Raw genomic sequence first — 23,107 nt, forward strand, 5'->3', positions numbered from 1 at the left:
TCACCGTCCTGTCACGCCCGTTTCATCATGTCGCCTTCATTCGGAAGGGATGGCGTCATGTCCCTCTGTCAACTGCCTCCGCCAAGGCGCGGCGCCCTGCCGACAGCCTGATCACAGGGGTAGAACCACAATGTCTCATCTGACCGACGAGGCGCGCGCGCCCTATCGCGACGCGCAGCCCGAAATCAGTTTTGGCGAAAACAGCCTGGAAGCGATCGTCGCCGCTAATCCGGGCCGCCGCAGCGTGCTGAAGAACGGCCTTCTGGGCCTGTCGATCCTGCCGATGCTGGGTACGCTGGCCGCCTGCGACGATGATGACGATAGCAGCAGCCCAACGCCGACCCCGACGCCCACGCCGACCCCAGCCCCCACGCCCAGCTACGGCGTCAACTTCGCCTCCGTCGCGATCAACAGCAACGACACGGTCACCGTGCCGGCGGGCTACACCGTCGATGTCGTGCTGAAGGCCGGCGATCTGGTCGAACCGGGCACCGCCTTCGTCAACGGCACCTTCCCCACCAGCGTCAGCCAGACGGCGGCCTGGGCCGGCGGCAACCATGACGGTATGGAATATTTCGAACTGTCGGGCACGGATGCCAATAGCGGCGGCCTGCTCGCCATCAACTTCGAACTGCCCGACTATAATATCCTCTTCTCCAACGGCACCTACAACGCGGCCACCGCGACCGCCGAACAGAAGCAGATCGCCCTGTCGGCCGTCGGCATCGCCGTGGTCGAAGTGGCCAAGGGCACGGATGGCAAATTTGCGGTGAAGGCCGGATCGCGCTTCAACAAGCGGTATAGCGGCAACACCAATTATCGTGTGGGCGGCCCCGCGGCAGGCGCGCTGCCGACGACCATTCGCGGCATGCTGAACAATTGTTCCAGCGGACGGACCCCCTGGGGTACCTATCTGACCTGCGAAGAGACGACGAACAATTATCTCGATCCGACGCAGCCCAACAACAGCTATGGCTGGGTCGTCGAAATCGACCCCTATCAGGAACTGGCACCCGCGACCAAGCGCACCGCCATGGGCCGTTTCAGCCACGAAAACGTCGCCTATATGACCGACGCCAACAACCGCGTCGCCTTCTACATGGGTGACGATTCCACGCCGGGCTGCATCTATAAATTCATCCCCGACCGCGCCTTCAACCTCAACAACCGCGCCGCCAACACCGACCTGCTCGATTATGGCACGCTCTATGTCGCGCGCTTCAATGCCGACGGCACGGGCGAATGGCGTGCGATGGTTCAGGGTCAGAACGGCCTCGTCGCCGGTGCCGCCGATCCGGGCAATGTCAGCCAGTCGACGACGCCGCCCACCCCGACGGCGGTCAATTTCAACACCCAGTCCGACGTGCTGATCAATGCCCAGTCGGCCGCGCGCGTCGCGGGCGGTACGGTCATGGACCGTCCGGAATGGATCACGGTCGCGCCCAACAAGCAGTCGATCTTCGTGACGCTGACCAACAATGGCAGCCGCCGCGTGACCGATGCCGCCAACCCGCGCGTCACCAATCTCCACGGCCATATCCTCAAATTCCGCGAAACGGGCGATTCGCCGCTGGCGACCCGCTTCACCTGGGAAATCTTCCTTCAGGTGGGCAACCCGTCGCTGACCGAAGCCAATCTCAAGGGCAATATCAGCGGGGATTATTTCTCCAGCCCCGATGGCATCCGCATCGACCCGCAGGGCCGCCTCTGGGTGCAGACCGACCATAATCTGACCGGCAACGCCGGTACGCTGAACGGCGCCGCATCCAACATGACCCAGGCGTTCGGCAACAATTCGATGTACTATATCGATCAGGCCACCAAACAGTCGAAGCGCTTCCTGGTCGGCCCGGCCGGCTGCGAGATCACCGGCATCGCCTATACGCCGGACCTCAAGAGCTTCTTCATCAACATCCAGCATCCGACCGGCAACTGGCCGGTGTCGGGCCAGCAGCCGCGCTCCTCGACCATCGTGGTGCGTCGCACGGACGGCCAACCGGTCGGCAACTAAGCACCATCAAATCCCCTCCCGCCTGCGGGAGGGGCATAGGGGAGGGCCTGTTACAGGCTCTCCCTTTTTTGTGCGCTCCTGAACCACGCTCACAGCAACAGGAAAAGGCCCGCTCCCCAAAGGGACGGGCCTTTTCCTGTTCGTCAGAAGCGACGGATCAAGCGCGCGGGCACGACGCCCGCAAGCGGCTTACTTGATCTTGGCTTCCTTGAATTCGACATGCTTGCGCACGACCGGGTCATACTTGTTGAAAGTGAACTTCTCGGTCTTGGTGCGCGGATTCTTCTTGGTGACGTAGAAGAAACCAGTGTCAGCCGTGCTGACGAGACGGATCTTGACGGTTGCCGGCTTGGCCATGGCCCTATTCCCTGGTCTTGAAATGCGTAAAAAGAAAAGCGGCCCACAGCGGACCGCCCCGTTTCAGCGGTGGCCCTTGGGGCAGATTCGGCTCCATGTCAAGGCTGAGGCGGTAAATGGCGGCGCCCGATCCACGCTTTACATGGCTTTAACCAATCAGGCGCATGATCTTTCATGGGGCGATAGACGGGGGACTTTCCCATGCGACATGATCCGAAACTGGCCATTTTGAGCGACCTGATGCGTCGGATCGATGGTCTTGCGAGCCAGCGCGGCCATGTTTCCGCGCCGCGTATGCAGGATGAACTGGCGCAGATCCGCCATATCGCCCGCGCCTTTCGCCTCGACACGATCGAGGGGTTGGCCGGCACGCTCGAATCGGCGCTGTCTCTGCATGGCCTTGGCCCGATCGTTCTGTCCTATCTGGACCTGATGCGTGAAGCGATCAGCCACGACATGCCGCAGGCTATGATCGTGCCGATGATCCCGCACACCGCTACGGTCGCCACATTGCCGCTGCACGCCTGATTCGCACGATCTGATGGACGCATTGCTCATTGCCCTGCTGGGATGCCTGCTTGGCGAAATGGGCGGTAAGAGCCAGTTGCTCGTCCTCGCGCTCGCCACGCGCTATAATCGTAACGGCGCGATCATTGTCGGCATCGTCCTGGCGGCCGTCGCCAATGCCGCCTTTTCCGCGCTCGCCGGTGCCTGGATCGGCCCGATGCTGGGGCCGGACGCCCGCCTGCTGTTCATGGCGCTTTCCATTCTCTTTCTGGGCGCCGGCCTGTTCTGGCCGGCTCGCCAGCCCGATGTGCTGAGCGGTTGGCGGCTTGGCGCGGTCTTCACCACCGCCATCGGCCTCTTCATCCTGAGCTTTGGCGAAGGTCCGCAATTTCTGATACTTGGCATAGCGACCCGCACTGCCGATCCTTGGCTGGCCGGCATCGGCGGCGCGATTGGCGTCATCGCGGCATTGGTGCCCGTCGTGCTGGGCCGCGACCACCTGCTGGCTGCCCTGCCGCTGCGGGCTATTCGCTGGGGTGGCGGCGTGGTGATGCTGATCACCGGCGCGCTGATGGGTCTTTCGGCAGTCGGCCTGCTCTGATCGCCAGTCCCTGATCGACCGGTTGGATCAGGCTGATCGGGATTTTGCACCGCAAAAAATGGCACCAACTTGCCCCGCGATCATTATATGTCCGAAATCATTTCCGCGAACAGGAGGACATTGCATGACCGCCCCCGATCTGAAGACCCCGACCGACCTGAAGAGCAATGCCATCAAGTCCGTGGCCGATGCGCTGAACGGCGCGCTAGCGGATGCCTATGCGCTGTATCTCAAGACCAAGAATTTCCACTGGCACGTCTCCGGTCCCCATTTCCGCGACTATCATCTGATGTTCGATGAACAGGCGACCGAAATCCTGGGCGTGACCGACCTGATCGCGGAGCGTGTGCGCAAGACCGGCAATGTCACCCTGCGCTCCATCGGCGACATCGCCCGTCATCAGACCGTCAAGGATAATGACGCCGAATTCGTCGCGCCCGCCGACATGCTGAAGGAATTGCGCGACGACAATCTCGCGCTGGTCGAAACCTTCCGCGCGGTGAAGGCCGCCGCGACCGAAGCGGGCGATAACGCAACCGAAGGCATTGTCGACGATTGGACCGATCAGGCCGAACAGCGCGCCTGGTTCCTGTTTGAAGCAGCCCGCGGCGCCTGATTCGCCTTTTGACCAAATAAAAAGCCCGCCGGCGCAAACCGGCGGGCTTTTTCATGTCGGTTAGGGGACGCTCAGTCCTCGTTTACCACCGCAATCGCCACGATTTCGATCGCCTCGACCTTCCCGGCAAAATCGACCTTCTCGCCGACCTCTGCATCCATCATCGCGCGGGCGAGGGGGGAAGAAAAGCTGATCCGCCCCGCATGCGGATCGGCCTCGTCGTCGCCGACCAGCGCGACCGTCTTCTCCTGCCGGTTCAGTCGATAAGTAACGCGCGTGCCAAAGGCGACCGCTTGCGGCTCCGCCACCGGTCGCAATTCCGCCGTCGCCAGCCGGGTGCGCCAATAGCGCAGCACCCGCTTATGCTTCTTGCCGGCCTCTTCCTCCATGTCGGCGGTATCGACGGCCTCCAGCGCCTCAACCTTCTCCCGCGTCAGCCGCAGCCCGCGCACCGTCACCCAATTGGGGCCGGGCGGGATCGGCAGCTCGAACTTGGGCTCCATATGCTCATCATCGCTCTCGCGACGAAAGGCGACACTCACGTCATCACTCTCCTGCAAATCGTCCGTTCTGCCGCGAACGGCGTCCGCAGCATGGCCCAACCCGTCCCTATGTCGGGATCAATCCTCGTCGAACAAGCCCGCCAGCTGCTCGACCATCGTGCCGCCCAGCTGCTCGGCGTCCATGATCGTCACCGCGCGGCGATAATAGCGCGTCACGTCATGCCCGATGCCGATCGCCACCAGCTGCACCGGCGACTTGTTCTCGATCCAGTCGATCACCTGCCGCAAATGCCGCTCCAGATAGGTGCCACTATTCACCGACAAGGTCGAATCGTCCACCGGCGCACCGTCGGAGATTACCATTAAGATGCGCCGCTCTTCGGGCCGCGCGATCAGCCGGCTATGCGCCCACAACAGCGCCTCGCCGTCGATATTTTCCTTCAACAGCCCTTCGCGCATCATCAGGCCCAGATTCTTGCGCGCGCGCCGCCACGGATCGTCCGCCTTCTTGTAGACGATATGGCGCAGGTCGTTCAGCCGCCCCGGCATCGGCGGACGCCCGGCGGCCAGCCATTCCTCGCGGCTCTGCCCGCCCTTCCAGGCGCGCGTGGTAAAGCCCAAAATCTCGGTCTTGACCCCGCACCGCTCCAGCGTGCGCGCCATGATGTCGGCGCTGATCGCTGCGATGCTGATCGGCCGACCGCGCATGGAGCCTGAATTGTCGATCAGCAGCGTGACGACCGTATCGCGAAACTCGGTATCCCGCTCGATCTTGTAGGACAGCGAATGGGTGGGATCGATCACGATCCGCGCCAGCCGCGCCGCGTCCAGCATGCCCTCTTCCTGATCGAAGTCCCACGACCGCGACTGCTGCGCCATCAATCGCCGCTGCAACCGGTTGGCGAGCTTCGTGACCGCCCCCTGCAAGCTGACCAGCTGCTGGTCGAGGAAGCCGCGCAGCCGCGCCAGCTCATCCTCGTCGCACAATTCTTCCGGGCTGACGACTTCGTCGAACTTCACCGTATAGGGCTTGTAATCGAAGCCGGGCGGCAGATCGGACATCGGTCGATTCGGGCGGACCGGCATCATGCCTTCCTCGCCCATATCGTCCGCGCCTTCGTCGCTGTCGGCGTCGAAATCCTCGCTATAGTCGGTTTCGCCCTCTTCGGTGTCGCCGCCCTGATCCTCGGCGCGCGCCTCGGCGTTCATGTCGCTATCGCCGGATTCCTCCTGGCCGCTCTCGCCCTCTTCCTGCTGATCCTCCTGATCCTCGCCCTCATCCTGCGATTCGGGCTCTTCGGTATCGGGCGGCACATCGGCGTCGATCAGTTGCAGATGCTCCAGCATCGCGGTCGTCAACTTCTGGAACGCGCACTGGTCGTCGATCGCCATGGTCAGCGCGTCCAGGTCACGCCCCGCCTTGTCCTCGATCCACTGGTCGACCATGGCGACGCCCGCTTCCACATCCTTGGGAATGGCTTGCCCGGTCAGCCGCTCGCGCACCTTGAGCGCCAGCGCCGTGGACAGCGGCACCTCGTCGGCCGAACGCGCCCGGCGGATCGCATCGGACTTCAGTCGCAGGTCCAGCGCGTGGTTCAGGTTGGCGCGCACGCCTTCCATCGACCGGGCGCCGATCGCCTCGACCCGCGCTTGCTCGACCGCGTCGAACACCGCGCGCGCCACGGCCTCGCCCGGCGCCGAATGGGCGTGGATCCTGGGGTTGTGATGGCGCAGCTTCAGCGCGGACGCATCGGCAAAGCCACGCGCCAGCGCCACCTGATCGGCGGGCAGGGCACGGCCGGGCGTCGGCACCTTGATCGCCTTGCCCACGGCATGGGGGGTATCGGCGGTAAAGCCGACCTCGACCTCCGCATCGCGGGTGATCGCGCGCGCCACGCCGGACAGCACATCCTTGAAGGCGTCGATGGGTGACCGTTCGCTCATGGAATCAGCAATGCCTCACGCAGCGCCGCCTGCTCGGAGGCACCCACGCCAAGCACATCACGCAAATAGCCGTCGACACCGCCATGCAGCGTATCGAAATGGTTGAACAAAGCCTGCAGATAGGCGACGTCGGCAACCAGCAGCGGCTCCAGCACATCCGCCCGCGCCTGCTTCAACCGGCTCAAATGACTTTCGCCCTGCGCCAGCCGCCATGTCCAGTCGGCATGGCTGTTGGTCAGCAGATAATCCTCGACGATGACATCGCGCGACACGCCCAGCGCCGCCAGCACCATCGCTGCGCCCGCGCCGGTTCGGTCCTTGCCCGCCGAACAGTTGATCAGGATCGGCAAATGGCCCTCCAGCATCTGCCGGAACATCGCGGCATAGGCCTCCGCATGGTCGGTCGCGATCTCATGATAGACGGCCAGCATCGCCGCCTTCATATCCGCAGCCGTCGTCCGCTCCTGACGCACCATGTCCACCAGCACGCCGGTCGCGCCGCTATAGTCGCGGCAATAATAATCGACGGACGCATCATGCCAGCTGGTCGGTTCCGACTTGCGCTCGCCCGGACGCCGGAAATCGCAGATCGCCCGGATGCCCAGCGACCGCAGCTGCGCGCTGTCCTCGGGCGTCAGCAACGCCATCGTGCCCGACCGGTACAGCATGCCGCGCCGGATCATGCGCCCGTCCGCCGTCGGATAGCCGCCGAAATCCCGTAAGTTGAATGCGCTCGCCAACGGCAGCCCGCTGCGCTCGATCACCGTCTCGCTCATGGCCGCTCCGGCTCCCCGACGCGCGGCACGGCGATCGTCTCGATCTGCGTCTCGACCTCGCTCATCAGCTTGTGGACCGGGCATTTCGCCGCGACCGCGATCAGCTTGTCATGCTGCTCGTCGCTCATGTCTCCGGTCAGCGCGATGCGCGTGGTCAGCTTGTAGACGCCCTTGCGCTCCTGGCTCGCATCGCGAACCACGCCGACATGGATGGCCTCCACCGGAATATCGTTGCGCTGCGCATACCAGAGCATGGTCATCGCCTTGCACGCGCCCAGCGCCGTATCATAGAGGTCGTGCGGGTCCGGTCCGGCATCATGCCCGTCCGGCGCCGACATGTCGGCCACGATCTCATGGCCACGGATGCTGATCCGGTGCGCGGTGCTGCCATTGGGGTCGATCCGTTCGACGACGATCATCTCTTGTCTCCCTGCCGTGGGGCAGGGCGAACGGTCAGTTCGCCCGGCTCGCCACGCTTTCCGGCAGATCCTTGCCGAACACGCGCTGATAATATTCGGCGACCAATGCGCGTTCCGCCTCATCGCATTTGTTGAGGAAGGACAGGCGGAAGGCGAAGCCGACATTCTTGAAGATCAGCGCATTTTGCGCCCAGCTGATCACGGTGCGGGGCGACATGACGGTCGAAATATCGCCGTTGATGAAGCCCTGTCGCGTCAGTTCGGCGACCTTGATCATATTCTCGACTTCCTTGCGGCCGCCTTCATGATCATATTCGCCCGACTTCGCCAGAACCACCTGCGCCTCGGTCGCGGCGGGCAGGTAATTCAATGCCACGACCAGATTCCACCGGTCCATCTGGCCTTGGTTGATCTGCTGCGTGCCATGATACAGGCCCGTCGTGTCGCCCAGACCCACCGTATTGGCGGTCGCGAACAGGCGGAAATGCGGGTTGGGCCGGATCACGCGATTCTGGTCGAGCAGCGTCATCTTGCCGTCCGTCTCCAGCACGCGCTGGATCACGAACATCACGTCCGGGCGGCCGGCATCATATTCGTCGAACACCAGGGCGACCGGGCGCTGCAACGCCCAGGGAAGCAGGCCTTCCTTGAACTGCGTCACCTGCTGCCCGTCCTGCAACACGATCGCGTCGCGCCCGACCAGGTCGATACGGCTGATATGCGCGTCCAGGTTGATGCGGATGCACGGCCATTTCAGGCGCGCGGCGATCTGTTCGATATGGCTGGACTTGCCGGTGCCGTGATAGCCCTGCACCATGACGCGGCGATTATAGGCAAAGCCCGCCAGGATCGCCAAAGTGGTGTCCGGGTCGAACACATAGGCGGGGTCGAGGTCGGGGACGCGCTCGTCGGCCTCCGAAAAGGCCGGGATCTTCATATCGACATCGATGCCGAAAATCTCCCGCGCATCCACTTCGCGGTCGGGCGCTTCCAGCAGCGTTTCGGCGCGGGTGTCAGGCTGGACGTTGGAAATATCGGTCATCGGGTCCGTCATCTTTCTGCGAGTCACTCGCGCCCTAACCCAAATTCAAAGCGCGTGTCGATAGAGTGGCGCTTCGCAACGCGGCGATCAAGCTGCCCATTCCGCCAAATTGGCTTCCTCGCCGATCAACGCCAATCCATGGGCGATGGAGGTCAGCTCGCCCCCGGTCGCCAGCCTGTCTTGCCCGAAACGTGCCCGGAAAATGTCGCGGATCGCGGGAATCAGCGACGATCCACCGGTCAGGAACACCCGGTCGATAGTATCAGGCGCCACATTCGCCTTGGCCAGCGCCTTGTCCACCGTCGCCTCGATCTGCGCGATATCAGGCGCGATCCAGCCTTCGAAATCGGCGCGCGACACCGCTTGCTCGATCTCCAGCCCACCGCCCGAAAAGCGGAAAGTCGCATTGTCCTGTTCCGACAGCGCCCGTTTCAGCGCGCCGACCGCATCATAGAGCGGATAGCCCAGTTCCTTTTCGATCACCGTGATCATCCGGCCGATCGCCGCCGGCTCCTTCGCCGTCTTCTGCAATCGGGCCAATTCCTCCATCGTGCGACGATTGCGCATCAACGCCAGCCGCGACCAGTCGGCAAAGTCGGCGAAATAGCTGCGCGGTATCTCCAATTCCTTGCCGAAACTCTGATAGCCGCCGCCCTTGCCCAGCATCGGCAGCACCAGATTGTCGAGAATGCGATAGTCGAACCTGTCGCCGGCCAGGCCGATGCCCGCCGACCCCAGCGGCGTCGCCCGCCGCGCCGCACCCGGCGCTTCGATCCGCACCAGTGAAAAGTCGCTCGTACCGCCGCCGAAATCCGCGACCAGGATGGTGGCGGCATGGTCGATCCGACTGGCATAGCTGAACGCCGCGCCCAGCGGCTCATAGACATAATGGACTTCGGTTCCGAATCCCTCGAACATCGCGTCATAGCGTTTGCGGGCCAGCGCCTCGTCCGGCCGCGAACCTGCATATTCGACCGGCCGCCCGACGACGATGCGTTCCGGGCGCTTGTCCAGCATACCGCCGGCATGGCCGATCATCCGCCCCAGGAACATCTGCCCCAATTCCTCGAAGCGGAATCGCTTCTCGAACACATTGGCGCTTTCGAAGATCGCGCTGGCCGCCACCGACTTGAACGATTGCAGGAAGCGACTGTCCTCGGGATATTCCATATATTCCGCGATCGCCCACGGCCCGGCCTCATGCGCCATGCCGCCCTTCACCGCCTCGTCATGCCAGAAGCAGAGAGCGGACCGGAACACCGCGCCGGTCGCCTGTTCGCCGGCAAATTCCACCAGCTGCGACTCCCCGCCCGCCGCCAGCGCAGCCACGCTGTTGGTCGTGCCGAAATCTAGGCCCAGCGCACGCGGCACCTGCTGCATGAAAAATCTCCGGAGCATTGAGCATTTTCAAAGCGCTGGACTCACCTGCTGACTTGGAAATGCGTAAAACAAAAACAGATGTAGATATCCGATATGACCGGATGCCTACCCTGCGAAAGGCCGGGCGCTATGACAGTCCTGTCGGACGGGGGCAAGGGGGGCTGCGCTGTCCTACATCCCGCCCTTATGATAGAAAGGCAACCGGCTCCTTATCCCTGTCCGCTCCGCTTTCATCCACGCAGCAAAATTTCCTATTCCCGCACGATAATGTCGAAATATGCGGGAAAAGTGCGAAGTTAAGCGAAAACCGAAGCCTTCTTCAAATGCCCATAGGCCTCGATCACGCTCTGTAACGCGCCTTCATGGCTGCGGTCCCCGCCATTATGGTCGGGATGATAGCGGCGCAGCAATTCGGTGTAGCGCGTGCGCAACGCCTTGCGATCGGCGTCGATGGACAGGCCCATGACCGACATCGCCTTGCGATCCTCGGCCGACAGGAACCGGCCATCCTGGCGCATCTGGTTGGCTTCGCGCGCCTTGGCCACCCGCTCCTTGAACTTGGCGCCGATCGCATCGAGCGGATCGGAAAAATCCGACCATTTGGGCGGCGGGCTGTGCGCGTTGGACGAAAAGGCACGCGTCTCCCGCTCCCACCCGGCATAGGGACGCTGGGCGTCGGCAATCTCTTCGGGCGACATGCCGGTGAAGAAATTATAGCCCTGGTTGAAGGCCTTCACATGGTCCAGGCAGAACCAGCGCCAGCGCGGGCCTTCGTCGCCCGGCCGGGCGCTGCCCTCCGCAGGTGGCGCGCGGAACTCGCCCGGCTCCGGGCATCCGGGCGCGGCGCAGGGGCGGTCGCCTTCCACCCGGCCATGGAAACGGTTGAAACGGCGTGTCGAGAAAGGGTCGCTGCTCAAGATTGTCCTGATGATCTGGCTGGCAAAGCGGCCTATATAGGAAATATGACCACAGACCTCAAAGGCCCCGTTGCCACAGAAATCGAGGCGCGGCTGCGCGCCGCCCTGTCGCCTGTCCATCTCGCCGTGATCGACGACAGCGAAAAGCATCGCGGCCATGCCGGCCATGACGGATCGGGTGAAAGCCATTTCACCGTCGACATCGTGTCCGATCGCTTCACCGGCCAGACCCGCGTCGCGCGCCAGCGCCTCGTCAACGCCGCCCTTTCCGACCTGCTCGCGGAAAAGGTCCACGCCCTCGCCATCAAGGCCCGCGCACCGGACGAGGCATGAGACTTTAGGCATGGGCCGGGCGTTCATCCTGCTTCGTCAAGCAAGGAGCGCCCGTCCATGGCCTATGATTTCTGGTATTGGCCCACCATTCCGGGTCGTGGCGAATTCGTCCGCCTGACGCTGGAAGCCTGCGGCATCGCCTATCGCGATTGCGCGCGGGAGGAGGGGGGCGATGCCCTGATGGCCGATATGGCGGGTCATGCGGCCGCGCCAGCCTTCGCGCCGCCCTATCTGGCGATCGACGGAACCACCGTCTCGCAGACCGCCAACATCCTCTTCTATCTGTCCGAACGGCATGAATGCGGCCCCTCTGGCATGAAGAGCCGCTATTGGCTGGCACAGCTGCAACTGACCATCATGGATCTGGTGGCCGAGGCGCATGACGTGCATCATCCGGTCGGCGTCGATCTTCATTATGAGGATCAGAAACCTGAATCCCTGCGTCGGGCCCAGGGTTTTCGCGAACAGCGCATCCCCAAATATCTCGGCTATTTCGAGCGCGCCCTGACCACCGACCAGCGGCAATGGCTGGCGGGCACGCGCTGGAGCCATGCCGACCTCTCGCTCTTCCATCTGGTCGCCGGCCTGCGCTACGCTTTCCCCTTGCGCATGGCGACGCTGGCGGCGGGCTTTCCGGCGGTCATGGCATTGCATGACGGGGTTGCGAACCTGCCAGAATTGCAGGATTATCTGGTCAGCGACCGGCGGCTTCCCTTCAGTGAAGAGGATATTTTCCGCCATTATCCCGAATTGGATGCCCCATGACCGCAGACGATCTCATTCTTCAGACCATCACGCCCACCAGCCATGATCTGGGCGATTTTCGGGTATATCGGTCCCTGCCGGTCAGAGAGCGCACGATGGTGGGCCCCTTCATCTTCTTCGATCAGGCCGGCCCTGCCAAGATCGGCGCGGGGCAGGGGATCGACGTGCGCCCGCATCCGCACATCAACCTCGCCACCGTGACCTATATGTATGAAGGCGCCTTCCTTCACCGCGACTCTCTTGGCACGGAGCAGCTGATCGAGGCCGGGGCGGTCAATCTGATGACGGCGGGCAAGGGCATCGTCCATTCCGAACGCTCGCCGGACGACGACCGCGCGAAGATATCGAAGCTGTCGGCGATACAGACCTGGCTCGCTCTGCCCGACCGGTTTGAGGAAATGGACCCAGCTTTCGAGCATGTGGGTGAGGGCGGCATGCCGGTGATCGACGATGGCCATGTCCGCGCGCGCGTGATCATGGGATCGCTCTGGGGCGAAACCTCGCCCGTCACCACCTATGCCCAGACCATCTATGCCGATATTCAGCTGTCGCCGGGCGGGCGGATCGCGATCGACCCGTCCGCCGACGAACGGGCCATCTATGTGTCGGGCGGCGACGCGGCGCTGGATGGGCTCATGCTGGCGCCGCAAACCCTTTATGTCCTGCGCCCCGGCACGACCGCCACGTTGATGAGCGTCGATGGCGGCCGGGTCGTGCTGTGCGGCGGGGAGGCCTTTACCAGTCCGCGTCATGTCTGGTGGAACTTCGTGTCGTCGACCAAGGACCGGCTGATGCAGGCGCGCGAGGATTGGGAAGCGATGCGTTTCCCGCTGATCCCCGGCGACGATCAGGAGTTTATTCCCATCCCGCATGGCCGCCCGAAAACGGTCAGCTATCCCTGATTACTGAACGCCAATTACTGAACGAAGGTCAGCGAGAGATTTTCGGCATTTTTGGGAATGTCGATCCGGCTCTCGTTGATCGACGCTTCCTCGCCGGGCTTCAGCCGCGTCTTGTCCGCCTTCGTGGTCCAGCTAAAGACCAGACGGTTCTGCCGGTCGCGCAACTGCACCAGTACCGGCGGCACCGGCAGCGCCTGCGTCCCGCTGTTCACGATCCGCGCGCCGAAAGCGAAATATTCCTCGCCGGTCGGCAGCTTGCGGCGCTCGGCTGGCTTGGACAGGTAGAAGAGCAGGTCGGGATCGCCCTCTTCGGCGACCAGGCCCATCGACACCATCCAGGCGGGCGGTCCGAAATAGGTGAAGGCGCCACCCGCCGCTGCGATGATCAGGCAGAAACCGATCGCCGCATAGGTCCAGAGTTTCAGCGGATTGCGCCGGGCCTTGGTCGGCGGAGTGGGTACGAAGCGGCTTTCCTCGACTGGATCGACCGGCGCGCCGGCATAGATGTCGTCGAAGCGATGATCGGCAGGCGCAGCAACCGGCGCTGCGACCGACGGTGCGGCGGCAACGGGGGCGTCCTGCTCCACGACAGGATCGGCGGTGACCGGTTCGGGCGCGACGACGGGCGGCGGCGGCGGTGCGGGCGGCGGCGGAGGCGGCGCAACAGGTTCGGGCGGGACGATCGGTGCCTCGACCGGCGCGGTAGCGACGGGCGTTTCCCGTTCGGGCAGGACGGGCGGCGCCTGGAACCAGCTATGCTTGCAGGCGGCGCAGCGGACCTGGCGTCCGTTCGTACCGACGGCCGTGTCGGGAACGACATAACGCGTCGCGCAATTAGGGCACACCAGGATCATTTCGCTTCATAGGCACGGCAGGGACTCGCGCGCAAGACGTCAACGACGATCCGAGTCATTCTGCCGCGACTCGTGGCAGAATGCGGGCCGGGCTTTACGGCGGGGCGCCCGCTGTGCCATGGCTGATACTTGTCGGAAGCAGGGAGCGCGACGGCGCGATAACATTCAGCCATGTCGGCCATCGTCCAGTTCGAAAATGTCGGCCTGCGCTATGGTCTGGACAGTGAAACGCTGTCCGACGTCAGCTTTTCGCTGTCCAGCGGCGGCTTCTATTTCCTGACCGGCGCGTCGGGCGCAGGCAAGACCTCGCTGTTGAAATTGCTCTACTTGGCCCAGCGCCCCAGCCGCGGCGTCATCCGCCTGTTCGGTGAGGATGTGGTGACGTTGCCGCGCAAGCGCCTTCCGGGTTTTCGCCGCCGCATCGGTGTGGTGTTCCAGGATTTCCGGCTCGTTCCGCATCTGTCCGCCTATGATAATATCGCGCTGCCGCTGCGTGTGTCGGGCATGGAGGAGGGCGAGATCGACGCCCCGGTGGTGGAGATGCTGAACTGGGTGGGGCTGGGCGATCGTGGCCAGGCGCGCCCCGCCACTTTGTCGGGCGGGGAGCAGCAGCGCGTCGCCATCGCCCGTGCCGTGATCGGCCGCCCGGAAATATTGGTCGCGGACGAACCGACCGGTAACGTGGACGCCGACATGGCCCGCCGCCTGATGACCCTGTTCGAGGCGCTCAACAGGCTGGGCACCACCATCGTCGTCGCCACCCATGACCTGCCCCTCATCGCGCAGGTATCCGGCGCGCAGATGATGCGGCTGGACAAGGGGCGGCTGGCCGACCCGACCGGCACGCTGCGCTACCCGCCCCAATCCCAGTCGAAGCCGCAGGGCAACGCCTGATGCCCAGCCATGCAGATCGCAAGGCGTCTGCCGCCGCGCGCCATCGCCTGCTGCCCGGCGGTCGTCTGGCCGGGCCGATGCCGTGGATCATCGCGATCATGATGTTCCTGACCGTGCTGGCCGCCGCCGCCGGGCTGGGCCTGGGTGCCGCCGTCCGGTCCATGAGCGCCGACCTTGCCGGGCGCGCCAGCGTGCAGGTGGTGGAGGCCGACGCGCAGGTTCGCGCCCAGCTGGCGGCACGGACCCTGACGGCGCTGCGATCCTCCAACAGCGTGCGCGCGGCCGATCCGGTCGATCCGGCCGCGCTGGCCGACCAGTTGCGCCCCTGGCTGGGCGATGCGGCGACCAGCGGCGACCTGCCGGTGCCCGCACTGATCGACGTCATGCTGACGCCCGGCGATGCGGAGGCCAAGATTGGCAGTCTGCGCCGTCTGCTCGCCAATCTGTCGCCCAAATTGCGGATCGAACCCCATGCCGCCTTCCTGCTGCCGCTGGCCGGACTGATGAGCGCGCTGGGCTGGCTGTCGGCGGGTGTCGTGCTGTTGATGATCCTGGCGACCGGCGCCGTCGTCGTTTTGGCGGCGCGCGGCGCGCATGACAGCCATCGCGGCACGATCGACGTGCTGCACCTGATGGGATCGACCGATGTGCAGATCGCCCGGCTGTTCCAGCGCCGCATCGGTCTGGACGCGTTGATGGGCAGTGCGCTCGGCTTTTCCTTCGCCGCGTTCGTCATCCTGTTGATCGGCCTGCGCCTTGCCGCCACCGGATCGGACCTGATCGGCGCGGTCGAACTCGACATGCGCGGCTGGCTGATCCTTGTGGCGTTGCCGATCTTCGGCGTGGTGCTGGCGACGCTGGCGGCGCGTTGGACGGTGCTGCGGGCTTTGGGTCGGGCACTGTGATCGTCCGTTTCTTCGCCATCACGCTGCTGGCCTGGATGCTGGGTTTCGCCTGGTTCGGCATCTTCCTGCCCCAGCCGTTGGACGGGCGGCAGACCGATGCGATCGTCGTGCTGACCGGCGGGGCGGGGCGTATCGATCGCGGTATCGCCCTGTTGCAGGACGGTTCGGCCAAGCGGATGCTGATTTCCGGCGTGGACCGCTCCGTTCGCCCAGTCGAACTGGCGGTGCAATATAAGACCCCCGAAAGCCTGTTCAGCTGCTGCATCACGCTGGGCCGCGAAGCGATCGACACGCGTTCCAACGGGCTGGAGACGGCGCGCTGGCTGGAGCGGCGCGATTACAAGACCGTGCGCCTGATCACCACCGACTGGCATATGCGCCGCGCCGCGCTGGAACTGCGCCAGTCGATGCCGGACGGCAAGGTGACGATCGTCTATGACGCGGTGCCCAGCCGCCCGAGCCTCACCATATTGGCGCGGGAATATAATAAATATCTGTTGCGGCGCATCGCCGCGCTCATCGGCATCTGATCGGACCTGCATGTGATCGTCATCCGCTCCATTCTCTTCGCGCTGGCCTTCTACCCAGGCAGCCTGATCTTCGTGCTGTGGGCCATGGCCTTTGGCTGGGCCACGCCGCTGATGGTGCAGAATACCGCGACCAACTGGAGCCGTTTCCATCGCTGGTGCGTGCGCCGGCTGCTGGGGCAGCGGATCGTGGTGGAGGGCGACCTGCCGATCGGTCCCTATCTCTACATCGCGAAACATGAATCGATGTTCGAGACGATCGACATATTGTGCCTGTTCGATCGACCGGCGATCGGCGCCAAGCGGGAATTGTTCGACATCCCGCTCTGGGGCGGGATCGCCCGACGCTACGGCCTCATCCCCATCGAACGCACCGCTGGGGCCAGTGCCTTGCGTACCTTGCGCGCGGCGGCGAAGGACCGGATCGCGCAGGGCCGCGCCATCTGCCTCTTCCCCGAAGGCACCCGCGTGCCGCACGGCGAATCGCCGCCGCTCAAGGCCGGGTTCGCCGGCCTTTACAGCCTGCTCGGCCTGCCCGTCGTGCCGATCGCCATCGACAGCGGGCGGGTGTCGCCGCGCGGCAAATTCCTCAAGCGTCCCGGCACCATCACCTACAAGGTGGGCGAGATCGTGCCGGTCGGCCTGGACCGCAAGGAGGCCGAGGCGCGGGTCCATGCGGCGATCAACGCGCTCAATTAGGGCGGGATGACTGTGCGGATGCTTCGATACGGGCCTTCGACAAGCTCAGTCCCTACTCAGCACGAACGGTTATTCATATGTCATCCCGCTCTAAGCGGGACGTGGCAGAGTAGGAAAGCGATTTTAGAGCATGATCCGGATCATGCTCTAAAAGTCTTTTGTGTTCCGCATTTTGCGAGCCGTCAGCTGTGCCAGCTGACTTCAAAATGCTCTAAGCCGCGTCAGTGCGACCGGCCGAAGTCCGGCTTGGCGTCGTCCTGGCCCTGTTCGATGATCGACCGGCGGATCGCGCGGGTGCGGGTGAACAGGTTGAACAGGGCGTCGCCGTCATTCCAGCGGATCGCCCGCTGCAACGCCGACAGATCTTCCGAAAAGCGCTGAAGCATTTCCAGTACCGCATCCTTGTTCGCCAGGAACACGTCGCGCCACATGGTCGGGTCCGACGCGGCGATGCGGGTGAAGTCGCGGAAACCGCCGGCGGAATATTTGATGACTTCCGACTGGGTCACATTTTCCATGTCGCTGGCCGTGCCGACGATGGTGTAGGCGATAAGGTGCGGCAGATGGCTCGTCACCGCCAGCACCAGATCATGATGCGCCGGGTCCATCATTTCCACGTCCGCGCCGACGCGCCGCCATAATTCGGCGACGCGCTCGACGGCGGTCGGATCGGCGTCGGCGGGCGGGGTGACGATCGACCAGCGGCCCTTGAACAGGGTCGCAAAGCCCGCTTCAGGCCCGCTATTTTCGGTGCCGGCCACGGGATGCGCCGGGATGATGGTCCGCCCCGGCAGCGCGGTGTTGAGTTGCGCCAGCACATCCACCTTGCAGGAACCCACATCGCTGACGATCGCATCGGCGGGCAGATCGTCGGCGATCTCCGCCGCCGCCGCGCCCATCGCCCGCACCGGTACGCACAGGATCACCAGATCGGCGTCGGTGACGGACGCGCCCGCCGTGTCGGTGACATCGTCGGTCAGGTCGATCCGCCGGGCGGTTTCGCGCACGGCGGGATCGGCATCATAGCCGGTCACGCGCACGGTGGGCATGTCCGCCCGGATCGCGCGGGCGAGCGAGGAGCCGATCAGCCCCAGGCCGATGATGGTGACGCGCGCGAATGGCAGCATGGGCTCAGGCGGCCTCCACCATGGCGCGCAGCTTGGCCGCGACGGCGCGGTTCTGCGCCTTGGTGCCGATGGTGATGCGCAGGCCGTTGGGCAGGCCCTGACCGGGCAGCCAGCGGGTGGCATAGCCTTCGTCCCACAGCCCCTTCATCGCGGCTTCCGCGGTCAGCTTGCCGTCGAACAGGATCAGCAGGAAGTTGGTCTTGCTGGGTACTGCGCGCAGGCCATGATTGGACAGCGCAGCGACTTCGCTGGCCAGCCAGTCGCGCCAGCGGGCATTGTGGGTGCGGCTGAACGCGACCCATTCGCTGTCGCCGATCGCGGCGATCGCCGCTGCCTGACCCGCCGTGGTCACGTTGAACGGCGCGCGAATGCGGTGGAGGATGTCGATCACCTCGGGCGAGCCATAGCCCCAGCCGATCCGCTCGGCGGCCAGGCCATAGATTTTCGAGAAGGTGCGGGTGACGAGGATATTGGACGCGGTCTTCGCCAGCTCCAGCCCGCCATCATCCTCGCCATCCTCCAGATATTCGGCATAGGCCTGATCCAGGACGAAGAGGATGTCGGGGCGCAGCCCGGCGTGGAGCCGGGCAATCTCTTCCCGGCTGGTCATCGTGCCGGTCGGGTTGTTGGGATTGGCGAGGAAGACGACCTTGGTCTTGTCCGTGACAGCGGCGAGCAGTGCGTCGACGTCCGTCGCATAATCCTTGTCCGGGGCGATCACCGGGGTCGCGCCGACGCGGCGGGCGGCGATGTCGTAGACGGCAAAGCCATAGCGGACGTAGAGGATTTCATCGCCCGGCCCGGCATAGGCGGAGGCGGCGATATGCAGCAGCTCGTCCGACCCGGTGCCATAGATGATCCGGTCGGGATCGAGGCCATGGACCGCGCCGATCGCCGCGCGCAGCTTTTCCGCGGCAGGATCGGGATAGGTCGCCATGTCCGCCGTCGCGGCGACGAAGGCTTCACGCACGGCCTTGCTGGTGCCGAGCGGATTTTCGTTGGCGCTCAATTTGATGAGGGGACGGCCATCGTCGGCCGCCGATTTGCCCGGCACATAGGCATGAATGCCGAGGATCCAATCCTTGGGAGCTGGTTTTGTCATGGTTGCGGGCTTTAGCGGCTTTCTGGCGAAAGGCAAAGTGGGTGGAAGGGGCGGCCGGTGTGCGACAGCGACGCGACAGGCGAAGTTCACACCGTTGCAGGGGTAAAAAGGGGCGCAAGCGCTCGCGAGGCGCCCGCGAAGCCACGCCGATGCGCCACAGGCGCGTCCCTTGCGCGATGCGGTCGAGACAGCGGCGCGCCACGGACGCGACACTTGGACGACGGGAAGCGACGGCTAGGCGTTTGTCTTGCGACGGGAAGGCGACAGGGAAAGAGGGCGAGGGGGGAGGCTGTCCATCGGACAGGGTAGGCCAGAATAAATCCTAATAGGAAAGATCGAACCAGCCTCGTCACCCCGGGCTTGACCCGGGGTCCCGCTTTTTCAGTGCAGTTGCTCGAATATGTCGAACCACTCCGGATTGGCGGCTTCGATCAGATCGAATTTCCATTGCCGTCGCCAGCGCTTCAGTCGCTTTTCCTGGTCAATACAGGTCATGATATCGTCTCCATGCTCTGCCCAGACGAGGCGATGGAGTTTATATCTCGCACAAAAATCGGAGCCTTCATCGGAGCGATGCTGGTGGATGCGTGATGTCAGGTTCGAGGTGACGCCGACATAGAGCGTGCCGCGATAGCGATCGGCCATAATATAGACCCATCCACCCTTTCGCCTCTGTTCCATAGTAGGAGGATCCAAGAAGCGGGACCCCGGGTCAAGCCCGGGGTGACGCCTTCTGTGGGCGCTTGGATCCCATGTAAAACGCCCGCCTACACCACCGGGGTCAGCAACGGTTTACCTGCGAACCATGCGTCCAGATTGGCGAGGACAAGGTCGGCCATCGCCTTGCGCGTGTGGGTGGTGGCGCTGCCCTGATGGGGTTGCAGCACGACCTGATCCATGGCGATCAGCGCCTGTGGCACATGGGGTTCGTGGGCGAAGACGTCCAGCCCGGCGCCGGCGATGCGGCCTTGCGCCAGCGCGGCGATCAGCGCGTCCTCGTCGATCACGCTGCCCCGGCTGATATTGACGACCACCCCGTCCGGGCCGAGCGCGTCGAGCATGGCGGCGTCGACCAGCTTCGCGGCCTCCGGACCGCCCGAGGTGGCGACGATGATGACGTCGCTTTGCTGCGCGAAGGCGATCGGGTCGGCGACATAGCGATAGGATGTGTCGGCCGCTTCGCGCCGGTTGTGATAGATAATCTCGCCCGCCACCGGCTCCAGTCGTTTGGCGATGGCGCGGCCGATGCGGCCAAGGCCCAATATGCCGATGCGCCGGCCCGTCACCCGGCCGGACAAAGCGGGCCGGGTGCCCCGCGCCCAGTCGCCCGCGCGCAGCATGCGGTCGTTGGCGACCATGTTGCGCACCGTGGCATAGAGCAGGCCGACGGCGAGGTCGGCGACATCGTCGTTCAGGACACCGGGCGTGTTGGTGAGGCGGATGCCCTTCGCGCGGGCGTGCTCCACATCGACCTTGTCATAGCCGACCGAAAAGAGGCCGATCATTTCCAGCTTGGGCAGCGCGTCCATGATCGCGGCCGATGCGCCGACCGACCCGAAGCTGACCAGCGCGCGGGCTTCGCGCACCGGCGGGGGCAGGGTGGCGGGATCGGCATCGGCCGCCACGACATGGACGGTGAAGCGGCGGGCCAGTTCGGCATCCATATAGGGGTTCAGGGGGCCATAGGCGACGATAGGGGGGCGTTGGGTCTGGGTCATGCCGACCATCTAGGGACTGTGCCACCGATGCGCCAGATTGACAGAGGGAGACGGCGGTCCTAGCCCCGCCTGCATCATGGCCAGCGTCCCCATCAGTCCAGATAGTCGTTTCGGCCTGCGTCGGCAGGCCCGTCTGACCGGTCCCTTGCACCTGTCGAGCGGCGCGCTGCTTGGCCCGGTCGATATCGCCTATGAAACCTATGGCACGATGAATGCGGACAAATCCAACGTCATCCTGATCTGCCATGCGTTGACCGGCGACCAATATGTCGCGTCCGACCACCCCGTCACCGGCAAGCCCGGCTGGTGGTGGCGGCTGGTGGGTGAAGGCAAGCCGGTCGACCCGGCACGCCACTTCATCGTCTGTTCCAACGTCATCGGCAGCTGCATGGGATCGTCCGGCCCGGCCAGCATCGACCCGGTGACCGGTGATCCGCACGCCATGCGCTTTCCGGTGCTGACCATCGCCGACATGGTGCGGGCGCAGGCGGCTTTGCTCGATCATCTGGGCGTCGATCGCCTGTCCGCCGTCATCGGCGGGTCGATGGGGGGGATGCAGGCGCTGACCTGGCCGACGCTCTTCCCCGATCGGGTGGAAAGCTGCGTCGTCATCGCCTCCACGGCGCGGCATAGCGCGCAGAATATCGCGTTCCACGAAGTCGGGCGGCAGGCGATCATGGCCGACCCCCTATGGCGGGGCGGCGATTATTATGCCGACGGGCAGGTGCCGAGCGCGGGCCTGGCCGTTGCGCGCATGGCCGCGCATATCACCTATCTATCCGAAGCGGGGCTGACCGAGAAATTCGGGCGGCGCTTGCAGGGGCGTGACGCCAAGACATTCGGTTTCGACGCGGATTTCCAGGTGGAAAGCTATTTGCGGCATCAGGGGCTGAGCTTCGTCGAGCGGTTCGACGCGAACAGCTATCTCTACATCACCCGCGCGATGGATTATTATGACATTGCCGACGATCATGGCGGATCGCTGGCCAAGGCGTTTACGGCGACCAAGGCGCGCTTCTGCCTCGTCAGCTTCGATACCGACTGGCTCTACCCCACCACCGAATCGCGGATCATCGTCCATGCGCTCAACGCATCGGGCGCGCAGGCCAGCTTCGTGGAGCTGTCCAGCCCGTTCGGCCATGACGCCTTCCTGCTGGAATGTCCCGAACTCAACCGGGTGGTGGACGGATTCCTGAAAGGCGGCCGGGCATGAGCGAGACTCTGCGCCCCGATCTGGCGCTCATCGCACGCACGGTGCGGCAGGGTGCGCGCGTGCTGGACGTGGGCTGCGGCGACGGCGCGCTGATGGCGGCGATGCGCGACAATGCGCAGGTGGATGCGCGCGGGCTGGAGATTGACGGGTCGAACGTGGCCGCTGCCGTGGGCCGTGGCCTGTCGGTGGTGCAGGGCGATGCCGACACCGACCTTGGCTATTATCCCGACGCCAGTTTCGACTATGCGATCCTGAGCCAGACGTTGCAGACGACGCGGCGGCCGGACCTGGTGGTGGAGGAATTGCTGCGCATCGGGCGGCAGGCATTCGTGTCGTTCCCCAATTTCGCGCATTGGCGCGGGCGGATATCGCTGTTGTGGGGCGGGCGGATGCCGGTGACGCGGCTGTTGCCCGACACCTGGTATGATACGCTCAACATCCACCATGTGACGGTCGACGATTTCCGTGCGCTGGTGAAGGAGCGCGGCTGGACCATCGATGGCCAGTGGTTTCTGAAGGGCGACAAGGAAACCACCCATGCCAACGCGAATCTCTTCGCGGAGCATGCGGTGTTCCTGCTGCGCAAATAATATTAGCGACCGGCGCCTGCCAGACGCTGGCCGAAGGACGCCGTGCGGCCGCGCGCGGCTTCGCGGCGGAAATGGGTGAGGCCGGAGGTGAGAGCCGCCGCATAGACCGGGCGGTCGGGCGATTTGGGCGGGGCGGCCTTCAGCACCGCATCGACATCGACCGGTTCGTCAAATTCCATGCCGAAATGACGGTCTGCCGTCCATACGACCCGGCCGGGCATTTGCGTTGCGCCGCGCGTGATGACGATGCGGACGCCGACGCCGGGCGACTTGCCCTGAATGCGGGCGCCACCTTCGGAAATGTCGCGGATGCGCACCAATTGAGCCGCCGACAGTGGCTCGCCCAGATTGAGATGAGCGTCCATGAAGACGTTGGAGCGTTTCGGGCGGGGTGGGAGGTCCATG

Annotated in this window: 27 protein-coding genes; 13 read left to right on the forward strand and 14 right to left on the reverse strand. The window is 64.4% G+C overall.

Annotation, left to right across the window (positions count from 1 at the left end):
- The first annotated feature begins 130 nt into the window (after window positions 1-130).
- Window positions 131-2,011 carry a PhoX family protein gene (locus F4U94_RS13600; protein ID WP_120251097.1) on the forward strand — a complete coding sequence of 627 codons (1,881 nt, stop codon included), beginning with the start codon at window positions 131-133 and terminating at the stop codon, window positions 2,009-2,011.
- Window positions 2,012-2,200: 189 nt separating this feature from the next.
- Here F4U94_RS13600 and rpmG read toward each other — a convergent pair whose 3' ends face one another.
- Entirely contained in the window at window positions 2,201-2,368 is a 168-nt protein-coding gene (gene rpmG / locus F4U94_RS13605) for a 50S ribosomal protein L33 (RefSeq protein WP_120251096.1), read from the reverse strand.
- Between the two features lie 201 nt (window positions 2,369-2,569).
- On the opposite strand from rpmG, the gene F4U94_RS13610 reads away from it, so the two are divergent.
- The 3 genes from F4U94_RS13610 to F4U94_RS13620 all read left to right on the forward strand — a co-directional run bounded on the left by F4U94_RS13610 (window position 2,570) and on the right by F4U94_RS13620 (window position 4,092).
- Window positions 2,570-2,896, forward strand: a complete 327-nt coding sequence (locus F4U94_RS13610; RefSeq protein ID WP_120251095.1) for a hypothetical protein — start codon at window positions 2,570-2,572, stop codon at window positions 2,894-2,896.
- Between the two features lie 13 nt (window positions 2,897-2,909).
- Window positions 2,910-3,476 carry a TMEM165/GDT1 family protein gene (locus tag F4U94_RS13615; RefSeq protein ID WP_120251094.1) on the forward strand — a complete coding sequence of 189 codons (567 nt, stop codon included), beginning with the start codon at window positions 2,910-2,912 and terminating at the stop codon, window positions 3,474-3,476.
- A gap of 124 nt (window positions 3,477-3,600) precedes the next feature.
- Window positions 3,601-4,092: a Dps family protein gene (locus tag F4U94_RS13620; RefSeq protein WP_120251093.1), complete on the forward strand. Its 492-nt coding sequence runs from the start codon at window positions 3,601-3,603 to the stop codon at window positions 4,090-4,092.
- Between the two features lie 71 nt (window positions 4,093-4,163).
- Here F4U94_RS13620 and F4U94_RS13625 read toward each other — a convergent pair whose 3' ends face one another.
- The 7 genes from F4U94_RS13625 to F4U94_RS13655 form a co-directional block, all read right to left on the reverse strand.
- Complete coding sequence (locus F4U94_RS13625; protein ID WP_120252207.1) at window positions 4,164-4,634, reverse strand: GreA/GreB family elongation factor; 471 nt, start codon at window positions 4,632-4,634, stop codon at window positions 4,164-4,166.
- 78 nt (window positions 4,635-4,712) lie between these two features.
- Window positions 4,713-6,539 carry a cobaltochelatase subunit CobT gene (gene cobT, locus F4U94_RS13630; protein WP_120251092.1) on the reverse strand — a complete coding sequence of 609 codons (1,827 nt, stop codon included), beginning with the start codon at window positions 6,537-6,539 and terminating at the stop codon, window positions 4,713-4,715.
- The gene (locus F4U94_RS13635; protein ID WP_120251091.1) at window positions 6,536-7,315 is read right to left on the reverse strand and encodes a tyrosine-protein phosphatase; all 780 of its coding nucleotides are present in this window, start codon (window positions 7,313-7,315) and stop codon (window positions 6,536-6,538) included. Before F4U94_RS13635 ends, cobT begins: the two co-directional genes overlap by 4 nt.
- The gene (locus F4U94_RS13640; protein WP_120251090.1) at window positions 7,312-7,734 is read right to left on the reverse strand and encodes an OsmC family protein; all 423 of its coding nucleotides are present in this window, start codon (window positions 7,732-7,734) and stop codon (window positions 7,312-7,314) included. Before F4U94_RS13640 ends, F4U94_RS13635 begins: the two co-directional genes overlap by 4 nt.
- A gap of 34 nt (window positions 7,735-7,768) precedes the next feature.
- Window positions 7,769-8,776, reverse strand: a complete 1,008-nt coding sequence (cobS, locus tag F4U94_RS13645; protein WP_120252206.1) for a cobaltochelatase subunit CobS — start codon at window positions 8,774-8,776, stop codon at window positions 7,769-7,771.
- An 87-nt stretch (window positions 8,777-8,863) separates the two neighbouring features.
- Complete coding sequence (locus tag F4U94_RS13650; protein ID WP_150411934.1) at window positions 8,864-10,156, reverse strand: Hsp70 family protein; 1,293 nt, start codon at window positions 10,154-10,156, stop codon at window positions 8,864-8,866.
- A gap of 296 nt (window positions 10,157-10,452) precedes the next feature.
- Complete coding sequence (locus tag F4U94_RS13655) at window positions 10,453-11,073, reverse strand: J domain-containing protein (RefSeq protein ID WP_120251089.1); 621 nt, start codon at window positions 11,071-11,073, stop codon at window positions 10,453-10,455.
- A gap of 45 nt (window positions 11,074-11,118) precedes the next feature.
- Here F4U94_RS13655 and F4U94_RS13660 point away from each other — a divergent pair, with 45 nt between their 5' ends.
- From F4U94_RS13660 to F4U94_RS13670, 3 genes are read left to right on the forward strand one after another with little or no spacing between them, the layout of a single operon-like run.
- Entirely contained in the window at window positions 11,119-11,406 is a 288-nt protein-coding gene (locus F4U94_RS13660) for a BolA family protein (protein ID WP_120251088.1), read from the forward strand.
- Window positions 11,407-11,463: 57 nt separating this feature from the next.
- Entirely contained in the window at window positions 11,464-12,171 is a 708-nt protein-coding gene (locus F4U94_RS13665) for a glutathione S-transferase (protein WP_120251087.1), read from the forward strand.
- Complete coding sequence (locus tag F4U94_RS13670) at window positions 12,168-13,073, forward strand: pirin family protein (RefSeq protein ID WP_120251086.1); 906 nt, start codon at window positions 12,168-12,170, stop codon at window positions 13,071-13,073. The genes F4U94_RS13665 and F4U94_RS13670 overlap by 4 nt, the downstream gene beginning before the upstream one ends.
- Before the next feature lie 14 nt (window positions 13,074-13,087).
- Here F4U94_RS13670 and F4U94_RS13675 read toward each other — a convergent pair whose 3' ends face one another.
- On the reverse strand, window positions 13,088-13,927 hold the full coding sequence (locus F4U94_RS13675) for a zinc-ribbon domain-containing protein (protein WP_120251085.1): 840 nt from the start codon (window positions 13,925-13,927) through the stop codon (window positions 13,088-13,090).
- A 171-nt stretch (window positions 13,928-14,098) separates the two neighbouring features.
- On the opposite strand from F4U94_RS13675, the gene ftsE reads away from it, so the two are divergent.
- Genes ftsE through F4U94_RS13695 form a run of 4 tightly spaced genes read left to right on the forward strand, consistent with a single transcriptional unit; the run spans window position 14,099 to window position 16,952 of the window.
- A complete protein-coding gene (gene ftsE / locus F4U94_RS13680) occupies window positions 14,099-14,821 on the forward strand; it encodes a cell division ATP-binding protein FtsE (protein ID WP_120251084.1) in 723 nt (240 codons plus the stop codon).
- Window positions 14,821-15,726, forward strand: a complete 906-nt coding sequence (locus F4U94_RS13685) for a cell division protein FtsX (RefSeq protein WP_120251083.1) — start codon at window positions 14,821-14,823, stop codon at window positions 15,724-15,726. Before ftsE ends, F4U94_RS13685 begins: the two co-directional genes overlap by 1 nt.
- Window positions 15,723-16,256, forward strand: coding sequence for a YdcF family protein (locus tag F4U94_RS13690; protein ID WP_120251082.1), 534 nt, complete (start codon window positions 15,723-15,725; stop codon window positions 16,254-16,256). The genes F4U94_RS13685 and F4U94_RS13690 overlap by 4 nt, the downstream gene beginning before the upstream one ends.
- A gap of 12 nt (window positions 16,257-16,268) precedes the next feature.
- Window positions 16,269-16,952, forward strand: a complete 684-nt coding sequence (locus F4U94_RS13695) for a lysophospholipid acyltransferase family protein (protein ID WP_120251081.1) — start codon at window positions 16,269-16,271, stop codon at window positions 16,950-16,952.
- Between the two features lie 221 nt (window positions 16,953-17,173).
- Here F4U94_RS13695 and F4U94_RS13700 read toward each other — a convergent pair whose 3' ends face one another.
- From F4U94_RS13700 to F4U94_RS13715, 4 genes are all read right to left on the reverse strand, one after another.
- The gene (locus F4U94_RS13700; protein WP_120251080.1) at window positions 17,174-18,079 is read right to left on the reverse strand and encodes a prephenate/arogenate dehydrogenase family protein; all 906 of its coding nucleotides are present in this window, start codon (window positions 18,077-18,079) and stop codon (window positions 17,174-17,176) included.
- Between the two features lie 4 nt (window positions 18,080-18,083).
- Window positions 18,084-19,181 carry a histidinol-phosphate transaminase gene (hisC, locus tag F4U94_RS13705; protein WP_120251079.1) on the reverse strand — a complete coding sequence of 366 codons (1,098 nt, stop codon included), beginning with the start codon at window positions 19,179-19,181 and terminating at the stop codon, window positions 18,084-18,086.
- A gap of 381 nt (window positions 19,182-19,562) precedes the next feature.
- Window positions 19,563-19,862, reverse strand: coding sequence for a GIY-YIG nuclease family protein (locus F4U94_RS13710; protein ID WP_120251078.1), 300 nt, complete (start codon window positions 19,860-19,862; stop codon window positions 19,563-19,565).
- Window positions 19,863-19,948: 86 nt separating this feature from the next.
- Entirely contained in the window at window positions 19,949-20,908 is a 960-nt protein-coding gene (locus F4U94_RS13715) for a 2-hydroxyacid dehydrogenase (protein WP_120251077.1), read from the reverse strand.
- Between the two features lie 67 nt (window positions 20,909-20,975).
- Between F4U94_RS13715 and metX the strand changes: the two genes are divergently transcribed.
- Together metX and metW are read left to right on the forward strand one after the other, a co-directional pair.
- Window positions 20,976-22,112: a homoserine O-acetyltransferase MetX gene (gene metX / locus F4U94_RS13720; protein WP_120251076.1), complete on the forward strand. Its 1,137-nt coding sequence runs from the start codon at window positions 20,976-20,978 to the stop codon at window positions 22,110-22,112.
- Complete coding sequence (gene metW / locus F4U94_RS13725) at window positions 22,109-22,702, forward strand: methionine biosynthesis protein MetW (RefSeq protein WP_056692280.1); 594 nt, start codon at window positions 22,109-22,111, stop codon at window positions 22,700-22,702. Before metX ends, metW begins: the two co-directional genes overlap by 4 nt.
- Before the next feature lie 2 nt (window positions 22,703-22,704).
- Here the strand turns inward: metW and F4U94_RS13730 are convergent, their stop codons facing one another.
- Window positions 22,705-23,106: a PilZ domain-containing protein gene (locus tag F4U94_RS13730; protein WP_161600397.1), complete on the reverse strand. Its 402-nt coding sequence runs from the start codon at window positions 23,104-23,106 to the stop codon at window positions 22,705-22,707.
- Between the last annotated feature and the right edge of the window lies 1 nt (window position 23,107).

This window comes from Sphingobium limneticum (genome assembly GCF_008710155.1).
GTDB lineage: Bacteria > Pseudomonadota > Alphaproteobacteria > Sphingomonadales > Sphingomonadaceae > Sphingobium > Sphingobium limneticum.

Excerpts from the sequence above, each read along its gene's own strand:
- cobS (WP_120252206.1), bottom strand. The coding sequence starts at position 8,776 with ATGACCGATATTTCCAACGTCCAGCCTGACACCCGCGCCGAAACGCTG.
- F4U94_RS13685 (WP_120251083.1), top strand. The coding sequence starts at position 14,821 with ATGCCCAGCCATGCAGATCGCAAGGCGTCTGCCGCCGCGCGCCATCGC.
- F4U94_RS13650 (WP_150411934.1), bottom strand. The coding sequence starts at position 10,156 with ATGCAGCAGGTGCCGCGTGCGCTGGGCCTAGATTTCGGCACGACCAAC.
- F4U94_RS13600 (WP_120251097.1), top strand. The coding sequence starts at position 131 with ATGTCTCATCTGACCGACGAGGCGCGCGCGCCCTATCGCGACGCGCAG.
- hisC (WP_120251079.1), bottom strand. The coding sequence starts at position 19,181 with ATGACAAAACCAGCTCCCAAGGATTGGATCCTCGGCATTCATGCCTAT.
- F4U94_RS13670 (WP_120251086.1), top strand. The coding sequence starts at position 12,168 with ATGACCGCAGACGATCTCATTCTTCAGACCATCACGCCCACCAGCCAT.
- F4U94_RS13715 (WP_120251077.1), bottom strand. The coding sequence starts at position 20,908 with ATGGTCGGCATGACCCAGACCCAACGCCCCCCTATCGTCGCCTATGGC.
- F4U94_RS13660 (WP_120251088.1), top strand. The coding sequence starts at position 11,119 with ATGACCACAGACCTCAAAGGCCCCGTTGCCACAGAAATCGAGGCGCGG.
- F4U94_RS13675 (WP_120251085.1), bottom strand. The coding sequence starts at position 13,927 with ATGATCCTGGTGTGCCCTAATTGCGCGACGCGTTATGTCGTTCCCGAC.
- rpmG (WP_120251096.1), bottom strand. The coding sequence starts at position 2,368 with ATGGCCAAGCCGGCAACCGTCAAGATCCGTCTCGTCAGCACGGCTGAC.
- F4U94_RS13700 (WP_120251080.1), bottom strand. The coding sequence starts at position 18,079 with ATGCTGCCATTCGCGCGCGTCACCATCATCGGCCTGGGGCTGATCGGC.
- F4U94_RS13610 (WP_120251095.1), top strand. The coding sequence starts at position 2,570 with ATGCGACATGATCCGAAACTGGCCATTTTGAGCGACCTGATGCGTCGG.
- cobT (WP_120251092.1), bottom strand. The coding sequence starts at position 6,539 with ATGAGCGAACGGTCACCCATCGACGCCTTCAAGGATGTGCTGTCCGGC.
- F4U94_RS13640 (WP_120251090.1), bottom strand. The coding sequence starts at position 7,734 with ATGATCGTCGTCGAACGGATCGACCCCAATGGCAGCACCGCGCACCGG.
- metW (WP_056692280.1), top strand. The coding sequence starts at position 22,109 with ATGAGCGAGACTCTGCGCCCCGATCTGGCGCTCATCGCACGCACGGTG.
- ftsE (WP_120251084.1), top strand. The coding sequence starts at position 14,099 with ATGTCGGCCATCGTCCAGTTCGAAAATGTCGGCCTGCGCTATGGTCTG.
- metX (WP_120251076.1), top strand. The coding sequence starts at position 20,976 with ATGGCCAGCGTCCCCATCAGTCCAGATAGTCGTTTCGGCCTGCGTCGG.
- F4U94_RS13730 (WP_161600397.1), bottom strand. The coding sequence starts at position 23,106 with ATGGACCTCCCACCCCGCCCGAAACGCTCCAACGTCTTCATGGACGCT.
- F4U94_RS13665 (WP_120251087.1), top strand. The coding sequence starts at position 11,464 with ATGGCCTATGATTTCTGGTATTGGCCCACCATTCCGGGTCGTGGCGAA.
- F4U94_RS13615 (WP_120251094.1), top strand. The coding sequence starts at position 2,910 with ATGGACGCATTGCTCATTGCCCTGCTGGGATGCCTGCTTGGCGAAATG.
- F4U94_RS13635 (WP_120251091.1), bottom strand. The coding sequence starts at position 7,315 with ATGAGCGAGACGGTGATCGAGCGCAGCGGGCTGCCGTTGGCGAGCGCA.
- F4U94_RS13710 (WP_120251078.1), bottom strand. The coding sequence starts at position 19,862 with ATGGAACAGAGGCGAAAGGGTGGATGGGTCTATATTATGGCCGATCGC.
- F4U94_RS13620 (WP_120251093.1), top strand. The coding sequence starts at position 3,601 with ATGACCGCCCCCGATCTGAAGACCCCGACCGACCTGAAGAGCAATGCC.